Source organism: Streptomyces pimonensis (assembly GCF_041380215.1).
Classification (GTDB): Bacteria; Actinomycetota; Actinomycetes; order Streptomycetales; family Streptomycetaceae; genus Streptomyces; species Streptomyces pimonensis.
Map to the genome: position 1 here is coordinate 112,755 of NZ_JAHWZY010000005.1, position 18,794 is coordinate 131,548.

An 18,794-nucleotide genomic window follows, 5' to 3' on the forward strand; every position below is an offset into this window, starting at 1 on the left:
GGCGAATATCACCCATCCGGTTGGGAGACCGCCCTCCCCTGGCTAACCTGCCGGTATGGCCCTCGGAACCGCATCCACCAGGACTGACCGCGCGCGTACCGTGCGTGACATGCTCGCCACCGGCAAGACGACGTTCTCGTTCGAGTTCTCGGCACCGAAGACCCCCAAGGGCGAGCGGAACCTGTGGAGCGCGCTGCGCAGGGTCGAGGCGGTCGCGCCGGACTTCGTCTCCGTCACCTACGGCGCGGGCGGCTCCACACGCGCCGGCACGGTCAAGGAGACCCAGCAGATCGTCGCCGACACCACCCTCACCCCGGTCGCCCACCTCACCGCGGTCGACCACTCCGTCGCCGAGCTGCGCAACATCATCGGCCAGTACGCCGACGCCGGGATCCGCAACATGCTCGCCGTGCGCGGCGACCCGCCCGGCGACCCGATGGGCGACTGGGTGCCGCACCCGCGGGGGCTGACCTACGCCGCCGAACTCGTCCGGCTCATCAAGGAGTCGGGCGACTTCTGCGTCGGCGTCGCCGCCTTCCCGGAGATGCACCCGCGTTCGGCCGACTGGGACACCGACGTCGCCCGCTTCGTCGACAAGTGCCGGGCCGGCGCCGACTACGCGATCACCCAGATGTTCTTCCGGCCCGAGTCCTATCTGCGGCTGCGTGACCGAGTCCACGCGGCGGGCTGCGCGACCCCGGTGATCCCCGAGGTCATGCCGGTGACCAGCGTGAAGATGCTGGAGAGGCTGCCGAAGCTCAGTAACGCCGTGTTCCCGGAGGCCCTCAAGGAGCGGATCCTCGCAGCGAAGGACGATCCGTCGGCGGTACGCTCCATCGGTATCGAGTTCGCCACGGAGTTCTGTGCCCGGCTGCTGGCCGAGGGAGTGCCCGGACTGCACTTCATCACGCTCAACAACTCCACGGCGACCCTGGAAATCTACGAGAACCTGGGCCTGCACCACCCACCGCGGGCCTAGACCGGTCGCACTGATATACGACACACTGCGTAGCGACCACTGGGAGAGGGGCGTACATGGGCTGGACGGTCCTCTACATCGCGTTCGGCGTCGTCGCGCTGTGGCTGCTCGGTGAGGTGCTGCTGCAGTACAAGGCGCGCCTGCGCTGGCGACTGCTCGCCTTCACCGGCTTCCTCGGGGTCGTGTTCGGTGTGCTGATCCCGTCCGTGATCGTCATCGGGCTGGGCACCGCCGCTTTCGCGGTCGGCCAGACCTACGTGACGCTGTCCTTCCGCCGCGGCTTCGCGGCCGGCTGGGCGGTCAACGCGCCGATGCTGGCCGCCGCCAAGGGCCGGCGCGGCGGCCGCGGACGCCAGGAGCCGACCCTGGAGGTCTCCGACCTGGAGGCGTCCGGCGCCGGTCACGACGAAGAGGGCGACGACCACCGCGACCGGACCGACCGGACCGACCCGACCGACCGGTACGCGGACGACGACTACGACCGCGACGACGTGTTCACCCCCGCCGCCCGCTCCGGTCAGCCGACGGCGGCCGAGACCACCGCCGTCTACGAGCCGCAGCCCGTGCCCGAGGACACCGGCTCCTACGGCGTCTACGGCGACACCGGGCACGCGGCCCCGCCCCAGGACCAGTACGCGGCGGCCACCCAGGGCGCCGACCCGAACTACGCCCACGACTACTCCGGTTACGGCCAGCAGCAGGGCTACGACACCACGGGCCAGCAGCAGTACGCGGCCTACTCCGACCCGTACATCGGCAACTCGACCTACGGGAACACCTCGTACGACACCGGCTACGCCGAACCGCAGCAGTACCCCCAGCAGGGCTACGGCCAGGACCCGTACGCCCAGCAGGGCTACGGCGGCGAGACCCCGGCCGACGGCCTGTGGGTCCCGCAGCAGCGCAGCACCGACGACGCGTACGGCGGTGAACTCCCGCCCGAGCAACCGCAGTACCCGTACCAGGGCGACGGGCAGACGCACGGCGGCGGCAACGGCTACGACGAGCGGTACCGCTACTGAGCGCACTCACCGCGACCCGCGGAACTCCGGTCCCTCCACGATCAGTCCGGCCACCAGCGCCCCCGACATCCCGGCGTGCGGGAGCCCGCCGCCGGGGTGCGACCAGCCCCCGGCCGTGAACAGCCCCGTCAGACCGGTGGTGTTGGCCGGGTGCAGCAGCCGCCCGCCCGCCGCGGCCAGCGCCGGCGCCGGCACCGCGCCGCCCTCCGCGCCGGTCTCCCCGGCGATGTCGGCCGGGGTGCGCACCTCGTGCCACAGCAACCGGTCGCGCAGGCCGGGCACCGCGCGCTCGGCGACGGTGATCAGGTTCCCGGCGTACGTCTCCCGGGCCCCCTCGGCCCCGGCGGGCACCACCGACGTCACCGTGACCGCCTCGTGGCCGGCGTCCGGGACCAGCGCCGGGTCGTCCGGCCGCAGCACCGTGACCGTGGGCCGCGCGGGCAGGTCCCCGGACACACCGGACAACGACTCCAGCTCGGCCTCCCGGTCCTCCGTGTGCACGACCGTACGGTGCGGGGTCCCCTCCGGACGCCCGCCCCGCAGCGCCAGCGCCACCGTCACCCGGCTCGCCGTCCCCCGCCGGCCCTGGACCTCGCCGTCACCGCGCACCCGCCTCCCCCGGCTCAGCCGGTCCAGCACCCCGGGAGCCACCCCGGCGACCACGAAGTCCGCCTCCACCACCGAGCCGCCGGCGAGTTCCAGCCCCGCCGCCCGGCCGTCCTCCTCCTTCACCCCGGCCACCTCCGCGCCGAAGTGGAACTCCACCCGGCGGGCCACGCACCGCTCGTACACCGCCCGCGCCAGCTCCCGCAGACCGCCCCGCACGTACCACATGCCGAAGGCGTGCTCCATGTACGGCAGCACCGCCGCGCTCGCCGGGGTGGTGCAGGGATCGAGGCCGTGCGCCAGCGCATGGCCCTCCAGCAGCGCGGCCAGCCGGGGGTCGCGCAGCTCCCACGCGCCGACCTCCGCGAGCGTGCCCGCCGTACGGGTGCGCAGGAACCTCCTGTGGGGGACCGCCGGATACGGTTCGCGCTCGGCCAGGACCTGCCAGTCGGGCCACAGCGGCTCCTCCAGCAGCGGCCGGCGCGAGCGGTCCCAGGCCTCCCGCGCCCGCACCAGGAAGTCCCTCCAGCGCCTGGCCGCGTCCGCCCCGAGGCTCTCCTCCAGCGCGGAGACGACGCCCGCGCGGGAGGCGTTCGGCAGCGACACGCGCGTGCCGTCCGCGAACACGTGGTGCGACGACGGGTCGACCTGGACCAGCTCGACACACGCCTCCAGCGGCTCCTTGCCGGTCTTCACGAACAGATCCCGGTAGACCGCCGGCAGCGGGAGCAACCCGGGACCGGTGTCGAAGGCGAACCCGTCCCGCTCGAGACGGCGCAGCGCACCGCCGTACGTCTCCGTCCGCTCGTACACCGCCACCCGGTGGCCCGCGACGGCCAGCCGGGCGGCGGCCGCCATCGCGCCCATCCCGGCGCCGATCACCGCAATCCGTGCCATGCCGAGGACTTTATCCGCCGCCGTCGGCAGCCTGTTCCCGAGTACCCGGGGCCCGGCCCGCGGCACCGGGGCGTGGGGGCGCGTGCACGGCCCTGAGTACCCGTACCTACCCGCCGAGTTGAGTACGCGCGCGGATGGGGGACGGCCCGCGGGGACGAGAGAGTGGGAACCACGGAGAGGGGCTCGGTCCCGGAACCGGCGACACGGGGTGCCGGAACGGTACGGGCCCGCGATCCGCTCCTTCCGCCGGCGGCGTCGGTGGGAGCGAGGCACGGGGAACCCGGGGGACGACCGCACGGGGGACGTACGGGGGAGCGAGGAAGGCGCCGGTCCGACGGCGGCCCGCGGGGGACGCGGCCACCCAGGGCCGGCGCCTTCGTCCGTCCGGGACTCAGCGGCGGCCGCTGACCCGTCCCTGCAGCAGCCGCGACAGGGCGGAGTGCACGTCGTCCAGGGAGCGCTCCGGCTGGAAGGACTTCCAGTCCAGCGCGGCCACCAGCACCATGCCGACCAGCGCCGCCGCCGTCAGCGGCACGTCGATCTCCTCGCTGAACTCGCCGTTCGCCACGCCCTCGCGCAACACGCCCTCGACCACCGCCACCGCCTGCTGCCGCTCCGCCGTCAGCGTGGACTGCCAGGCCCGGTTGGTGCGCCACAGCTCGGCCACGTACAGCTGGGTGAAGGCCGGGTAACGGTCGATGAAGACGAGCCCCGCGCGGATCATCGCGTCCAAGGTGTCGACCTTGCCGCCGCCCTCCCCGGCCGTCCGCTCGGCCGCCTCCCGCAGCGAGGCGGTCAGCAGACCGACCCCGTGCCGCAGCAACTCCTCGAAGAGGACCGACTTGCTCGCGAAGTTGTAGTAGACCGTGCCCTTCGCGACTCCCGCCCGCTCGGCGATCTCGTCCACGGTGGTGGCGGAGAAGCCCTGTTCGGCGATGAGGATGACGGCCGCCTCGTAGAGCTTCTGCCGGGTGGCCTCGCGGCGGGCACTGCCGCCCGGCGTGGTGCTGCGTTCCATGGCCCCGATTGTCACAGGGGCGCCGGTCCGTCCGTTCACGGGTCGGCTCACAGGCTCAGCTCGGGGTGCAGCCGGTTCCCCGCCCTCACCCGGTGGCGGCGGGCCGACAGCGCGGTGAGCGCGAGGGCGCCCGCGGCGAGGGCCGTCGGCACGGCGCACGTCTGCCGCACCGGTCCGAGGCCGCCGCCCGTGATGAGCCGCCGCAGCGCCTCGGCGACATGGCTCATCGGCAGGAACGGGTGCAGCGCGTCGAAGAAGCCGGGCCGGTCTGCCCGGGGTACGTACCGCCCGCCGAGGTCACCTGGAGCATCGGCAGCGCGAGGACGAGGATCCGCTCCCCTCCCGCCGGCCGAAGGCGCCGCTGTCGCGCAGTTCCTCGGACGCGAACAGACGAGCGAAGCAAAGGACCAGCTCAGAACGGATTGTCAGTGCCATACCTCACGATGTGTACATACGGCATCTCTTAGTAGAGGTGGCGTCACAAAGACGACAGGAGGTTCGTCATGGCCCACTCGTCCGCAGCCGCCGCCCGTCGGCGCCGCGCAACCGGCCCTGCCCCCTCACTGAACGGCCCGGCGAGCGACATCCACCCCGTGCTGCGCCGCGCCACGGCCCCGCCCGCCGCCCTCGGCCTGCTCGCCCAGGCCCGTGCCGGACTCGACGAGGCCACCGTCCTCGAAACCCCCAACGAGCGTTACGCGACGGCTCACCTCGCCGCCCTGCGCACCGCCGCGGCCGTGCTCGCCGCCCGCGGCCGGCCCGAGACCTCGCCCCGGGCCCGGGCCCGGATACGGAGCGCCTGGGACGTGCTCCCCGAGATCGCGCCCGAGCTCACCGAATGGAGCGCACTGTTCGCCTCCGGGGCCCGGCGCCGGGCGCGGGCCGAGGCCGGCATCCAGGGCGCGGCGAGCGACCGGGACGCCGACGACCTGATACGCGACGTGGCGATGTTCCTCCGCCTGGTCGAACGCATGCTGGTCCTCCAGCCGGTCCTGCCCCAGCCGCACGGCGACAGGGGCGACGCCACAGGGACGCGGGGCTGAGGGAACGTGCGGCTCCGCCGCGCGGGCGCGAAGGAGACCGGGGGGCGGAGCCCTCCGGCGGCAGGGGCCGGGAAGGGGCGGCCGGGGCGGAACACCACGCGCGGCACCGTAGGCCCTCGGCCAGGTGGCCGCGCACCACGGTGCAGGCCATAGGGTGGACAGCGCCTGAAACCCATTGCTCCGCCGAAGACCGGGCGGTGCCGCGCCGAGGAGTCAACTACCGTGTCGGACCCGATGCGGCCCCGTGCCGCCCTCCGTACCGCCGTGGTCTGGGAGGTCCTCCAGGACGCCCTGGAACGCCGGGTCAAGGCGACCGGACGGCAGGCGCTGGACATCCTCGACACCGGCGGCGGCAGCGGCAACTTCGCGGTGCCCCTGGCCCGGCTCGGTCACCAGGTGACCGTCGTCGACCCCAGCCCCGACGCGCTGTTCGCCCTGGAGCGACGCGCCGCCGAGGCCGATGTCGCCGAGCGGGTCCGGGGCGTCCAGGGCGATGTCCGGGGCCTCTTCGACGTGGCCGAGCGCGGCGGCTACGACGTCGTGCTGTGCCACGGCGTCCTGGAGTACGTCGACGACCCCGCCGAGGGCGTCCGCAACGCGGTGGCGGCCCTGCGCCCCGACGGCGTCGTCAGCCTGCTCGCCGCGGGCCTCGGCGGCGCCGTGCTCACCCGCGCCCTCGCCGGCCACTTCACGGAGGCCAGGCAGGCGCTCGACGACCCGGACGGCCGATGGGGCGCCGGCGATCCCGTGCCGCGCCGTTTCACCGCCGACCGGCTCACCGCGCTCGTGGAGGGTGCGGGACTGACGGTCGGCGCCGTGCACGGCGTGCGGGTCTTCGCCGACCTCGTCCCCGGCGTGCTCGTCGACACCGAGCCCGGGGCCCTGGACGCGCTGCTGAGGCTGGAGACCGCGGCGGCCGAACTCGCCGCCTTCCACTCCGTGGCCACGCAACTTCACGTGCTCGGCGAGACACGGGGGACACCGGGGACCTGAGCGGCTGCCGGGACGCGCCGCTGATCAGCGGCGCGTCCCGGCAGCCCCGCTGCGCATCGAGTGAGCCACAGGCCCCCCGAATGGCGGCTTGGCACCGTATGATCGAGGGAGACCGCCCGGCATGACGGGCCGGACGCCGGGGAATGAGAAGCCTCAGCGGGCCGGGACGTGATGGCTGGTACCGGTTGGCCAATTGGCGCAGAGGGGCGGGTTTCACGGGGGCGATTCCCCGCCTATCCTGAAGGGACCCCCCCGGGTCGCCCCGGCGACTGCACGATGAGGAGGACTCCGTGCCGCTCTCGGAGCACGAGCAGCGCATGCTCGAGCAAATGGAGCGAGCGCTGTACGCCGAAGATCCCAAGTTCGCGACAACGCTCGAGGGAAGCGGGCTGCGTACGTACACCCGGCGACGGGTCTACCAGGCGGTCGCGGGCTTCCTCGTGGGTATTGCGCTCCTCATGGCCGGTATGGTCGCCCAGCAGGTCTGGCTCAGTGTCGTCGGGTTCCTCGTGATGCTGGGCTGTGCGGTCCTCGCGGTGACCGGCTGGCGCAAGGCGCCCAAGCCCGGGGAGCAGCCCGCCGGCGCGGCGGGTACGCCGCAGGCGGGACGCCAGGGCAGACAGCGCCGCTCCGTGATGGACCGCATCGAGGAACGCTGGCAACGCCGCCGTGACGAACAGGGCGGTCACTAGCCTCCCACCGAGGACGAGCCCGGGGGCGGCCACCGACACGGTGGCCGCCCCCTGCGGCATTCCGGCGGACAGCCTCGCATTCCTGTTCCGGCGGGCACCCCCGCGCCCCTGTTCCGGCGGACAACCGCATCCCCCTCCTCGTTCCCCGCGGGCAGTCGTGCCTCCCCCCGTTCGAGCGAATCCGAGAGCGGGGGGAGGGTGGCCATGGGGGCACCTCCCGCTCATACGGTCACCCGCTCGGGCGAAGCCGGGAGCGGGGGAGGATCCCGCAAGCGCCGGGCCGCGTGCCCCCGTCCGGCCCCTGTTCCGGCGGGCCGGCCCTCACCTCGCAGGGTGGACCCTCACCTCGCAGGGCGGGCCCACGCCCCGCGCGACCGGTGAGGCTCAGCCCTGCTGCCGTGACGGCCGATGCCAGTCCGGCCGCAGCGCGGACAGACGTCCGCGCACCCCGGCCCACCACGCCGACACCGCCCACACCACCCGCACGCTCGACCGCGGCACGAACACCGCCCGCGCCCGCGCCCGCCGGTCGACCGAGGACCGCAGCCCCGCCGCAATGCCCCGCACCTCGTCCGTCAGACCCGTCGTCGGCCGCGGCCGGGGCGCGTACAGGACCTGCTCCACCGCACCGGCCACCCGGTGCACCGACGCCGCCGCATCCGGGCCGAGCCGGCCCAGCCGCACGATCCGGTCCGCCGCCCCGCGCGGGGTCAGCGAATCGTCCGGCGCGATGCCGTAGTCCCACGCCGTGTCGGTCAGTTCGTCCCAGACGGCCAGGACGTACGGCGCCGTCCCCGCCTCCGAGCGGCCGTGCCCGCCCAGCCGCACCGCCCGGGCCCTCGTCCGCCACAGCATCGGCGACAGCGGCAGCACCAGCACCGCGAGACCGGCCAGCGCCCATCCCAGCAGCGCGTACCACTTCGGGCCGTCGTCTCCGGTGGGCAGGGCCGCCTGTGGCGACTCGCTCTCGCACGCCCCCAGCTTCCTCCGCTCCGCCGTGCAGCTCTCGCTCGCCGAGGGCTGCGCCGACGGCTCCGAGGGCGTGGCCCGTGAGGGCCGCGCGGGATCGGGCAGCGTGTTCTCCGCGGTGTCCTGCACGGTGTACGACGGCGTCGAACCACGGGTCGGGGTGGGCTCGAACCGGGTCCAGCCCACACCTTCGAAGTACAGCTCCGGCCAGGCGTGCGCGTCCCGCAGCCCGACCGCGACCGTGCCGTCGGCCTGGGGGGTGCCGGGCGCGAAGCCCACCGCGACCCGCGCCGGTATGCCCAGCGAACGGGCCATCGACGCCATCGCGAACGAGAAGTGCACGCAGAAGCCCTGCCTGTCCCGCAGGAAACGGGCGATCGCCTGCGAGTCGCTGCCGACGTCGACCTCGGTGTCGTACTCGAAGCCGCCGGTCAGTGTGAAGTACTCCTGGAGCTTGACGGCCCGGTCGTAGGCGTTGGCCGCGCCCTCGGTGACCTCGCGGGCGGTGCGGGACACCACGGCCGGCAGCGAGTCCGGCAGCTCGGTGTACTCGCGCCGCAGCGAGGGCGCCGGTTCCGGCGCGTCGGCCAGCTGCTCCGCCGTGGGCCGTACATGGAGGCTGCGCACCTCGTAGGTCAGACCGCGCGTGTTCTGCCCGTGGTCGCCGACCAGCGTCATGCCGACGGGTTCGTAGCGCCAGTTGCCCCGGATGCTCACCCCGCTCGGCGGGTACGGCATCGGCAGCCAGTTCTGGGCATACCAGTCGGCGGTCGAGACCGTCGTGCCGATCTCCGTGCGCTCGATGTCGGTGCCGAGGCCCGGCGGCGTCGGGAACGTGCCGTCGGGGACGGTGGTGATGGACCGCTTCGACGGCTTCCACGTGGTGCCGTCGAAGTCGTCCAGGGACACGATCCGCAGGTACAGGTCCGACACGCCCGTCAGTTCGGAGCGCACCGACATGACCTGGCGGTCCTCGTCCCTGTTCAGCGAGTCGCGCAGCGACACCAGCGGGTTCACCGCCGAGATGGTGCCGCCCCCGCCGGTGCCGGAGCCGGCCCCCGCACCGGTGGGATCCAGCAGGCCGCCGTTCATCGCGGGCAGGCCGAGCGGCACCACCAGGGCGATGCTCAGCGCGACCACGCCGATCCGCCGCCCGGTGCGCGCCGGTGCGACGGCGCCGGGCGACTCCCCGCCCGGGCCCGGCGCCCCGCCGAACACGCGCCCCCACTGGGAGAGCCGGTCCCGGCCCTCGGCGAGCAGCAGCATCAGGTAGCCGGCCGCCGCCAGCAGGAACCACAGCCAGTCGTCGCCGTCGTCGGACAGCCCCGCGGCCACCGAGTACAGGGCGAGCAGCGGCAGCCCGGCCGGGGCCGCGCTGCGGAAGGTCACCGCGAGGGTGTCCACCAGCAGCCCGATCACCAGGACGCCGCCGACCAGCATCAGCCGGATGCCGTCGGACAGCGGCGCCGGGATCGCGTACCGGCCGACGTCGTTCCCGCCCTGCTCCAGCAGCCCGGCGAAGAAACGCAGGGCGTCCGGCCCGGGTATCAGCCCGGCGAAGGCGTGCTCACGCGCGAACACCAGGGTCAGCAGCGCCAGCGTCACCAGGACCTGCGCCGCCACCGTCAGCGGACGCGCCAGCGGCACCCGCCGGGCCGCCGCGCCCACGCCCGACTGCACCGCCAGCAGAAACGCCGCCTGGAGGATCCAGGTCGCCGGATCGACCAACGGCAACAGGGCGCACGCCGCCATCAGCGTGGCCGCCCACGCGCACAGTGCCAGCCTCGCCCCTCCGCTGATCACGGTCCCTCCCCGCCACTCGCCGCGGCCAGGCCCGAACGCTCCCGGTCCGCCTGCCGCCACAGCTCGTCCAGCGAGGCGCCCCGCGGCACGCCCAGTGCCGTCCAGCCCGCCTCGCGCAGCATCCTCAGCCGCTCCCCGCGCCGGTCCGGCGCACCGGGTGCATCGGCCGGTTCCCGCAGCCAGGTCCCACTGTCCAGCAGGAAGGCGAACGCGCCTCCGCTGCGCTGTCGCATCCGGGCGAGCACCGCGGCCTGCTCCTCGTCCAGGTCGCCGAGGAAGGCGACCAGCAGCCCCTCGTTCCCGCTGCGCAGCACGTCGTGGGCGCGGGACAGGCCCTCCTCGTCGGAGTGGTCCACCACGGCCAGGGCGTCCATCATCAGCCCGGCCGCGTCCGCCGACTCCTGGCCCACCCCCGCGAACCCGTCGGGACCCTCGCCCGGCACCGAGGTGCCGGTGTCGGTCAGCAGCCGCACCGAGAAACCGCGCTCCAGCATGTGCACCAGCACGGACGCCGCGCCCGACACCGCCCACTCGAACGCCGAGTCCGGTCCGGTGCCCGCGTAGGCGACGGTCCGGGTGTCCAGCAGGACCGTGCACCGGGCGCGCTGCGGCTGTTCCTCGCGGCGCACCATCAGCTCGCCGTAGCGGGCGGTGGAGCGCCAGTGCACCCGACGCAGATCGTCGCCGTAGCGGTAGCCGCGCGGGATCACGTCGTCCTCGCCGGCCAGCGCCAGCGCGTGCCGGCGCCCGTCGCCGTAGCCCTTCGCCTCGCCGCTCAGCCGCACCGGCGCCAGCGGCTCCACGCGTGGGATCACCGTCAGCGTGTCGTACGTGGAGAAGGACCGGGTCAGCTCGCACATCCCGAACGGGTCGGACAGCCGCAGTTGCAGAGGGCCCAGCGGATAACGGCCGCGCAGGTCGGAGCGGACCCGGTAGGACACCTCACGGCGCCCGCCCGCCTCCACCCGGTCCAGGACGAACCGCGGGCGCGGGCCGAGCACGTAGGGCACCTGGTCCTGGAGCATCAGCAGGCCCGTGGGCAGCCGCGAGACGTTCTCCATCCGCAGGTGCACCCGTGCCTCGGAGCCGGCGGGCACCCGCCCGGGGGAGAGCCGGCGGCTGCCGGCGACCCGGTAGCGGGTGCGGTGGAGCACGGCCGCGCACACCAGCGGAAGCACCGCCAGCAGCAGCCCGACCCGCAGCAGATCGCTCTGTCCGAGCACGTACGCGCAGACCGCGGCGGCCACTCCGGCGGCCAGGAAGGAACGCCCCCGGGTGGTGAGACCCGCCAGGGCCGTCCTGACCCCGCTCCGGCCGCCCGTGTCGCCGTCCGCGTGGACGGCGCCGGCGGTGGTCATCACGGCCTCCGGGGCGGCTGCTGACCGAACTCCGGACGGCCGAGGCCGCTCCGCCGCGGGGCGTCCACGGGCGTCTGGGAGCGGTCCGCGGGCACCGGGGTGCGCTGGAGGATGTCCTGCACCACCTGCTCGGCGGTCCGTCGGTTGAGCTGCGCCTGGGCGGTGGGCAGCAGCCGGTGGGCGAGGACGGCCACGGCGAGTGCCTGCACGTCGTCCGGCAGCGCGTAGTCCCGGCCGCCGAGGGCCGCCGCCGCCTTCGCCGCGCGCATCAGGTGCAGCGTCGCGCGCGGCGAGGCGCCGAGTCTGAGATCCGGGTGCGTGCGGGTGGCGGCGACCAGGTCCACCACGTACCGGCGGACCGGCTCGGCCACGTACACGTCGCGCACCGCCTCGACGAGCTTGAGGATCTCGTGCGCGTGCGCCACCGGCTGGAGGTCCTCCAGTGGCGAGACGCCGCCGTGCACGTCCAGCATCTGCAGTTCGGCCTCCGCGCTCGGGTAGCCGACCGAGACGCGGGCCATGAAACGGTCGCGCTGGGCCTCCGGCAGCGGGTAGGTGCCCTCCATCTCGACCGGGTTCTGCGTCGCCACGACCATGAACGGGCTGGGCAGTTCGTAGGTCTTGCCGTCGACGGTGACCTGGCGCTCCTCCATCGACTCCAGCAGCGCGGACTGCGTCTTCGGTGACGCGCGGTTGATCTCGTCGCCGATCACCACCTGCGCGAAGATGGCGCCCGGCTTGAACTCGAAGTCGCGGCGCTGCTGGTCCCAGATGGGCACACCGGTGATGTCCGAGGGCAGCAGGTCCGGCGTGAACTGGATCCGCCGCACCGAGCAGTCGATGGACCGCGCCAGCGCCTTGGCCAGCATCGTCTTGCCGACTCCCGGCACATCCTCGATGAGCAGATGCCCCTCGGCGAGCAGCACGGTCAGCGAGAGCCGTACGACCTCGGGCTTCCCCTCGATCACGCCTTCCACCGAACTGCGCACGCGCTCCACCACGGCGGTCAGATCAGTGAGGCTCGCTCGATCGTCATAGGTCGTCACCCGGCCCTCCTCGGCCCTTCCCCGCGCTCCACAAGGAGCGGGGGACCCCAAATGTCCCGGGCCGACGCCTTGCTGTGCGGCCCGGCCCACCCCGAATCACGGACACCACGCGGGAAAGGATCCGCGTGACACCACTCCCGCATTCTTGCCGCCGTTACCGATTCGTGTCACTCGCCTGTGGACAACTGACAGTGAGATGTCAGCTCCTGCGACGTCGAACGGAGTCCGGAGTCCAAGTTCCCTCCGGGGCGGGCGGTCAGGTCAGGCGGGGTCGATCTCGCGCAGCAGACCCGTCTTCACGTCGAAGACGAAGCCGCGCACGTCGTCGGTGTGCAGCAGGAACGGCGAGGTGCGCACGCGCTGCATCGACTGCCGTACGTCCTGGTCCACGTCCCGGAAGGCCTCCACGGCCCAGCCGGGACGCTGGCCCACCTCCATCTCCAGGTCGTGCCGGAACTCCTCGGTGATGGACTCCAGACCGCAGCCGGTGTGGTGGATGAGGACCACGCTGCGGGTGCCCAGCGCCCGCTGGCTGATGGTCAGCGAGCGGATCACGTCCTCGGTGACGACGCCGCCCGCGTTGCGGATGGTGTGGCAGTCGCCGAGCGACAGGCCCAGCGCGTCGTGCAGGTCGAGGCGGGCGTCCATACAGGCCACCACGGCGACCTGGAGCACCGGGCGGGCGTCCATCCCGGGGTCGGTGAAGGCGGCCGCGTACTGTTGGTTGGCCTCCACCAGACGGTCGGTGACCGTACCGTGGCCGGTGGCGGCGTCCTGGGGGCCGGTGGGAACCGATGCAGAAGTCGTCATACCCATGACGGTAATGGTCATGAGGGCGTGAGGCCCGTTGCGAAAGGCGACAAAGAACGTCAGCGGGTCTTGGTGTGAGGTAACCCACAGGGGTGGTGTGAGCCCCTCCCTACGGGTGATGTGCCCGATCCGCCCCTTGACCCGCCGCGTGGACCGCGACGCGCAGGCCGGTTGATTGACCGGGCGGGACCGTGGACTAAAGTGGCGCGGAGCGGGAGGCGAAAGCGCCCGCTGCACTGATTCCCCCGGATCCCCCGGCGACGACCGGAGGATCTCCCCGCGTGCGCGGCGCGCACGTACGGCTCGGCCTCCTCCCGCCGCCGCCCGGCCGACGCCCGAGGGCGTCGGCCGCCCCTCACCGGGGGAGGGCGAGGACCCGGCGGTGCGTGAGCGCCGTGCCGGATTTGAGAGGGCCACTTGAGCCAGAGTCGACACGTCCCGGTGATGCTCCAGCGGTGCCTGGACCTGTTGGCGCCCGCCCTGGAGCGGCCCGGAGCGGTGGTGGTCGACTGCACGCTCGGGCTCGGCGGCCACAGCGAGGCCCTGCTCCAACGGTTCCCCGAGGCCCGGCTCGTCGCTCTCGACCGCGACAAGGAGGCCCTGCGCCTGTCCGGCGAGCGGCTCGCGCCCTACGGCGAGCGGGCCACCCTGGTGCACGCCGTCTACGACGAGCTCCCCGACGTCCTCGACCGGCTCGGCGTCCCGCGCGTGCGGGGCGTCCTGTTCGACCTCGGGGTGTCCTCCATGCAGCTCGACGAGGCCGACCGCGGCTTCGCCTACGCGCAGGACGCCCCCCTCGACATGCGCATGGACCAGACGACCGGCGTCAGCGCCGCCGAGGTCCTCAACACCTACCCGCCCGGCGAACTCGTCCGCATCCTGCGCGCCTACGGCGAGGAGAAGCAGGCCAAGCGGATCGTGGCCGCCGTCGTGCGCGAGCGCGAGAAGGAGCCGTTCACGAACAGCGCGCGCCTGGTCGAGCTGATCCGCGACGCGCTGCCGCAGGCCGCCAAGCGCACCGGCGGCAACCCGGCCAAGCGCACCTTCCAGGCCCTGCGGATCGAGGTCAACGGCGAGCTGTCGGTGCTGGAGCGGGCGGTCCCGGCGGCCGTGAAGGCCCTCGACGTCGGCGGACGGATCGCCGTGCTCTCGTACCACTCGCTGGAGGACCGGCTCGTCAAGCAGGTGTTCGCGGCCGGCGCCGCCACCACCGCTCCGCCCGGACTCCCGGTCGTCCCCGAGCAGTACCAGCCCCGGCTCAAGCTGCTCACGCGCGGTGCCGAACTTCCCACCGAGGAGGAGATCGCCGAGAACCGGCGCGCGGCCCCCGCGCGGCTGCGCGGCGCCGAGCGGATCCGGGAGGACGTCGATTGAGGCACGGACGGCGTGCGAGGCGGGTGACGGGCAGCCGTCGCACGGGTGGGAAGAACGAGCTCAGGGGAGCGTGAGTGAGTAGGAAACCCGAACCGAAGGGGCGGCCCGAGCTGAAGGGGAGGGCGGCCCGGCTCGCCCGGCTCCTGCCCACCGGGCGCGCCCAGGCGGCGCGCACCCCCTTCGTCCTGCTCGTCGTCGTCCTCCTCGGCGGCGGTCTGATCGGCCTCCTGGTGCTGAACTCCGCTCTCAGCGAGGGCGCGTTCCAGGTCGACGACATCCAACGGGAGACCAAGAACCTCACCGACGAGGAACAGGCCCTGCAGCGGGACATCGACGCCTACTCCGCCCCCGACGCCCTCCAGGAGCGCGCCCGGGAGCTCGGCATGGTGCCCGGCGGCGACCCCGCCTTCCTCGCCCCCGACGGCACGGTCAAGGGTGTGCCCGGCGCCGCCTCCGCAGCCCGCGCGCCCCTGGTCCTCGCGCCCGCCGCGCCCTCCTCCGTATCGAACTCGACCCCCGGCAGGTGACGGAAGTGTCCGACAGGGAACCGCCCCGCCGCCGGGTGCCCGGCCCCGCCAGGCCCGCCCGCCCGGCCGCCGGACAGCGCCCCGGCCCCGGCGCCCGCCCGGCCCGCGGGCCCGCTGGGCCCCGCTCCGCGCCCCCGAAGGCCATCCGGCTGGGCAGCCCGCGCCCCCGGCTGCGTCTGGTCGGCGTGGCCCTGACCCTGATCCTGCTCGTCTTCGCCGTACGCCTGTTCCAGGTACAGGCCGTCGACGCGAGCACCTACGCCGCCAAGGCCGACCGGAACCGCTACGTCGGCCAGGTGCTGGAGGCCGAGCGCGGCGGGATCACCGACCGCCACGGCGTGGCCCTGGCCACCACCGAGGACGCCTACGACATCACGGCCGACCCCACGATGTTCGCCCCGGACGAGTTGGAGATCGCCGACGGCCCCGAGCAGGCCGCCGCCCTCCTCGCCCCGATCCTCGGCCAGGACCAGGACGGACTGGTCGAGAAGCTGCGCCCGGAGAACAAGGCCCTGCGCTACGTCAAACTGGCCGGCCGCCAGACCCCGCAGACCTGGAAGCAGATCAAGGACCTGAAGACCGCGCTCTCCAAGAAGGCCGAGACCGACGACTCCACCACCAACGTCCTGGCCGGCGTCTTCTCCGTGCCCACCAGCAAGCGGGTGTACCCCAACAAGGAGCTCGCCGCCGGGATACTGGGCTGGGTCAACGCCGAGGGCAAGGGCGCCGGCGGCATCGAGCTCCAGCTCGACAAGCGGCTCGCCGGCCAGGACGGCAAGATCCGCTACGCCCAGTCCGGCGGCCGTCTCGTCCCGACCGCGGGCTCCACCGAGACCCCGGCCGTGCCCGGCAGCGACGTCGAGCTCACCATCGACCGCGACATCCAGTGGGCCGCGCAGAACGCCATCGCCGAGCAGGTGGAGGAGTCCGCGGCCGACCGCGGCTACGTCATCGTCCAGGACACCCGCACCGGAGAGGTCCTGGCGATGGCCAACGCGCCCGGCTTCGACCCCAATGACCTTTCCGAGGCCGATCCGGACGCGCTCGGCAACGCGGCCGTCCAGGACGCCTTCGAACCCGGTTCCACCGCCAAGGTGCTCTCCATGGCGGCGGTCCTGGAGGAGGACGCCGCCACCCCCGGAACGCACGTTGTCGTGCCCAACCGGCTGCACCGCGGCGACCGGCTCTTCAAGGACGACATCGACCACCCGACCTGGTACCTGACGCTCAACGGCGTGCTCGCCAAGTCCAGCAACATCGGTACCATCCTCGCCACCGGCCAGCTCGGCAGGACCCAGGCCCAGGCCAACAAGGTCCTCTACCAGTACCTGCGCAAGTTCGGCCTCGGCGACGAGACCGGGCTCGGATTCCCCGGCGAGACCAGGGGCATCCTCGCCCCGCCGGACCAGTGGTCCACTTCGCAGCAGTACACGATCCCCTTCGGCCAGGGCGTCTCCGTCAACGCCATGCAGGCCGCCTCCGTCTACTCGACCATCGCCAACGGCGGCGTCCGGGTCGAGCCCACTCTGGTGCGCGGTTCCAAGGGCCCCGACGGACGCTTCACCCCCGCCCCGAAGCCGGAGAGGACCAGGGTCGTCAGCGAGGAGACGGCGAAGACGCTCGCCCGGATGCTGGAGTCGGTCGTCGACGACGAGGAGGGCACCGGGACCAAGGCCCGCATCCCGGGCTACCGGGTCGCGGGGAAGACCGGTACGGCGAACCGCGTGGACCCTGCCACCGGCAGATACCACGGTTACACCTCCTCCTTCGCCGGCTTCGCCCCCGCCGACAAGCCCAGGATCACCGTCTACTGCGTCATCCAGAACGCCACCGAAGGCAGCTATTTCGGCGGCCAGATCTGCGGACCCGTGTACAAGCAGGTCATGGAGTTCGCCCTGAAGACCCTCCAGGTGCCGCCGACCGGCGCCGACCCCGCAGACCTACCGGTCACCTTCACGCCCTGACCCGTACCGAGCACCGAGCCACCAGGAACCATCCCGTGACGACGATCACCCCCGACCCCGGGAACCGGAACGCCTCCCGCCCCTCGCTTGGCCCCCCAACCGGTGCGCCGGGTACGCTCACCGCCGTGCCACACGCCGATCAGTCCCAAACCGCCCAGAAGGGCCACCCCGTGACATATCCGGGACCGCCCCGTCCGGTTCAGGTCTCCGCCACATCCCTCGCGGAACTCGCCGGTCAGCTGGGTGCCCCCACGCCGGAGCGGTCCGCCGAGGTCACGGGCATCACCCACGACTCGCGCGCCGTCCGCCCCGGCGACCTGTACGCCGCCCTCCCGGGCGCCCGCGCCCACGGCGCCGACTTCGTCACCCAGGCCGCAGGCCTCGGCGCGGTCGCCGTGCTGACCGACCCGTCCGGCGCCGAGCGCGTCGCCGCGGCCGGCCTGCCGGCGCTGGTGGTCGACGACCCGCGCGCCCGGATGGGCGAGCTGGCGGCCACCATCTACGGCCACCCGGGTCGCGATCTGCTCCAGATCGGCATCACCGGCACCTCGGGCAAGACCACCACCGCCTACCTCGTCGAGGGCGGGCTGAGGACGGTCCACAGCACCGGACTGATCGGCACGGTCGAGATGCGCATCGGCGACGAGCGCATCAAGTCCGAGCGCACCACACCCGAGGCCACCGACCTGCAGGCCCTGTTCGCCGTCATGCGCGAGCGCGGTACCGACGCGGTCGCCATGGAGGTCTCCAGCCACGCCCTGGTCCTCGGCCGGGTCGACGGCTGCGTCTTCGACATCGCCGTCTTCACCAACCTCAGCCCGGAGCACATGGAGTTCCACTCCGGCATGGAGGACTACTTCCGGGCCAAGGCCCAGCTGTTCACGCCGGAGCGCAGCAGGCTCGGCGTGGTCAACGTGGACGACGAGTACGGCCGCCGGCTCGCCAGGGAGGCCGGCGTCCCGGTCGTCACCTACTCCGCCGAGGGGCACCCCGACGCCGACTGGCGCGCCGAGGACGTCGCGGTCGGCCCGATGGACTCGACGTTCACCGTGATCGGCCCCGAGGACGAGCGGATCGGCGCGAGGTCGCCGTTGCCGGGACCGTTCAACGTGGCCAACACCCTCGCCGCGATCGTCGCCCTCGCCGCCGCCGGACTCGACCCGCAGGCCGCCGCCGACGGCGTCGCCGCAGTACCGGGCGTGCCGGGCCGGCTGGAGCGCGTGGACGCCGGACAGCCGTACCTCGCGGTGGTGGACTACGCCCACAAGACCGACGCCGTGGAATCGGTGCTGCGTGCCCTGCGCAAGGTCACCGAGGGCCGGGTGCACGTCGTGCTCGGCTGCGGCGGCGACCGCGATGTGACCAAGCGGATGCCCATGGGCGCCGCCGCCGCGCGGCTCGCCGACACCGCCGTACTGACCTCCGACAACCCCCGCTCCGAGGACCCCCTCGCGATCCTCGCCGCCATGCTCCACGGCGCCGCCTCCGTGCCTGCCCACGAGCGTGGCGAGGTGCAGGTCTTCGAGGACCGCGCCGCCGCGATCGCCGCCGCCGTCGCCCGGGCGCGGCCCGGTGACACGGTGCTGGTCGCCGGCAAGGGCCACGAGCAGGGACAGGACATCGCCGGGGTGGTGCGTCCCTTCGACGACCGCCAGGTGCTTCGGGAAGCCATCGAGAAAACCCAGGGATGAAC

Annotated in this window: 15 protein-coding genes and 1 pseudogene; 9 read left to right on the forward strand and 7 right to left on the reverse strand. The window is 73.4% G+C overall.

Going from position 1 to position 18,794, the window contains the following annotated elements:
- Positions 1-55 precede the first annotated feature (55 nt).
- A complete protein-coding gene (gene metF, locus KYY02_RS07250) occupies positions 56-979 on the forward strand; it encodes a methylenetetrahydrofolate reductase [NAD(P)H] (RefSeq protein ID WP_371236681.1) in 924 nt (307 codons plus the stop codon).
- Positions 980-1,035: 56 nt separating this feature from the next.
- Positions 1,036-2,001 carry an SCO2102 family sporulation regulator gene (locus KYY02_RS07255; RefSeq protein WP_371236682.1) on the forward strand — a complete coding sequence of 322 codons (966 nt, stop codon included), beginning with the start codon at positions 1,036-1,038 and terminating at the stop codon, positions 1,999-2,001.
- A 6-nt stretch (positions 2,002-2,007) separates the two neighbouring features.
- Here the strand turns inward: KYY02_RS07255 and KYY02_RS07260 are convergent, their stop codons facing one another.
- The 3 genes and pseudogenes from KYY02_RS07260 to KYY02_RS07270 all read right to left on the reverse strand — a co-directional run.
- The gene (locus tag KYY02_RS07260) at positions 2,008-3,504 is read right to left on the reverse strand and encodes a phytoene desaturase family protein (RefSeq protein WP_371236683.1); all 1,497 of its coding nucleotides are present in this window, start codon (positions 3,502-3,504) and stop codon (positions 2,008-2,010) included.
- A gap of 391 nt (positions 3,505-3,895) precedes the next feature.
- Positions 3,896-4,522, reverse strand: coding sequence for a TetR/AcrR family transcriptional regulator (locus KYY02_RS07265; protein ID WP_371236684.1), 627 nt, complete (start codon positions 4,520-4,522; stop codon positions 3,896-3,898).
- Positions 4,523-4,569: 47 nt separating this feature from the next.
- Positions 4,570-4,856, reverse strand: a pseudogene (locus KYY02_RS07270) (hypothetical protein); the annotation flags it as partial.
- Between the two features lie 169 nt (positions 4,857-5,025).
- Between KYY02_RS07270 and KYY02_RS07275 the strand changes: the two are divergent.
- The 3 genes from KYY02_RS07275 (at position 5,026) to KYY02_RS07285 (ending at position 7,250) form a co-directional block, all read left to right on the forward strand.
- Complete coding sequence (locus KYY02_RS07275; RefSeq protein ID WP_371236686.1) at positions 5,026-5,565, forward strand: SAV_6107 family HEPN domain-containing protein; 540 nt, start codon at positions 5,026-5,028, stop codon at positions 5,563-5,565.
- A 222-nt stretch (positions 5,566-5,787) separates the two neighbouring features.
- Complete coding sequence (locus KYY02_RS07280) at positions 5,788-6,558, forward strand: methyltransferase (protein ID WP_371236688.1); 771 nt, start codon at positions 5,788-5,790, stop codon at positions 6,556-6,558.
- Positions 6,559-6,848: 290 nt separating this feature from the next.
- Positions 6,849-7,250: an SCO2097 family morphological protein gene (locus KYY02_RS07285; protein WP_371236690.1), complete on the forward strand. Its 402-nt coding sequence runs from the start codon at positions 6,849-6,851 to the stop codon at positions 7,248-7,250.
- Positions 7,251-7,634: 384 nt separating this feature from the next.
- On the opposite strand, the gene KYY02_RS07290 is transcribed toward KYY02_RS07285, so the two are convergent.
- The 4 genes from KYY02_RS07290 to KYY02_RS07305 all read right to left on the reverse strand — a co-directional run bounded on the left by KYY02_RS07290 (position 7,635) and on the right by KYY02_RS07305 (position 13,236).
- The gene (locus tag KYY02_RS07290; RefSeq protein ID WP_371236835.1) at positions 7,635-9,971 is read right to left on the reverse strand and encodes a transglutaminase TgpA family protein; all 2,337 of its coding nucleotides are present in this window, start codon (positions 9,969-9,971) and stop codon (positions 7,635-7,637) included.
- Between the two features lie 47 nt (positions 9,972-10,018).
- Entirely contained in the window at positions 10,019-11,380 is a 1,362-nt protein-coding gene (locus KYY02_RS07295) for a DUF58 domain-containing protein (protein ID WP_371236692.1), read from the reverse strand.
- Entirely contained in the window at positions 11,380-12,426 is a 1,047-nt protein-coding gene (locus KYY02_RS07300) for an AAA family ATPase (RefSeq protein ID WP_371236693.1), read from the reverse strand. The genes KYY02_RS07295 and KYY02_RS07300 overlap by 1 nt, the downstream gene beginning before the upstream one ends.
- A 261-nt stretch (positions 12,427-12,687) precedes the next feature.
- Positions 12,688-13,236: a beta-class carbonic anhydrase gene (locus KYY02_RS07305; RefSeq protein ID WP_371236694.1), complete on the reverse strand. Its 549-nt coding sequence runs from the start codon at positions 13,234-13,236 to the stop codon at positions 12,688-12,690.
- A gap of 417 nt (positions 13,237-13,653) precedes the next feature.
- On the opposite strand from KYY02_RS07305, the gene rsmH reads away from it, so the two are divergent.
- From rsmH to KYY02_RS07325, 4 genes are all read left to right on the forward strand, one after another.
- Positions 13,654-14,610, forward strand: coding sequence for a 16S rRNA (cytosine(1402)-N(4))-methyltransferase RsmH (rsmH, locus tag KYY02_RS07310; RefSeq protein ID WP_371236695.1), 957 nt, complete (start codon positions 13,654-13,656; stop codon positions 14,608-14,610).
- A gap of 74 nt (positions 14,611-14,684) precedes the next feature.
- Positions 14,685-15,137 carry a cell division protein FtsL gene (ftsL, locus tag KYY02_RS07315; RefSeq protein WP_371236696.1) on the forward strand — a complete coding sequence of 151 codons (453 nt, stop codon included), beginning with the start codon at positions 14,685-14,687 and terminating at the stop codon, positions 15,135-15,137.
- Positions 15,138-15,142: 5 nt separating this feature from the next.
- Positions 15,143-17,101 (forward strand): peptidoglycan D,D-transpeptidase FtsI family protein, encoded by a 1,959-nt coding sequence (locus KYY02_RS07320; RefSeq protein WP_371236698.1) that lies wholly within the window; start codon positions 15,143-15,145, stop codon positions 17,099-17,101.
- Between the two features lie 170 nt (positions 17,102-17,271).
- On the forward strand, positions 17,272-18,792 hold the full coding sequence (locus tag KYY02_RS07325; protein ID WP_371236700.1) for a UDP-N-acetylmuramoyl-L-alanyl-D-glutamate--2,6-diaminopimelate ligase: 1,521 nt from the start codon (positions 17,272-17,274) through the stop codon (positions 18,790-18,792).
- The last annotated feature ends 2 nt before the right edge of the window (positions 18,793-18,794 follow it).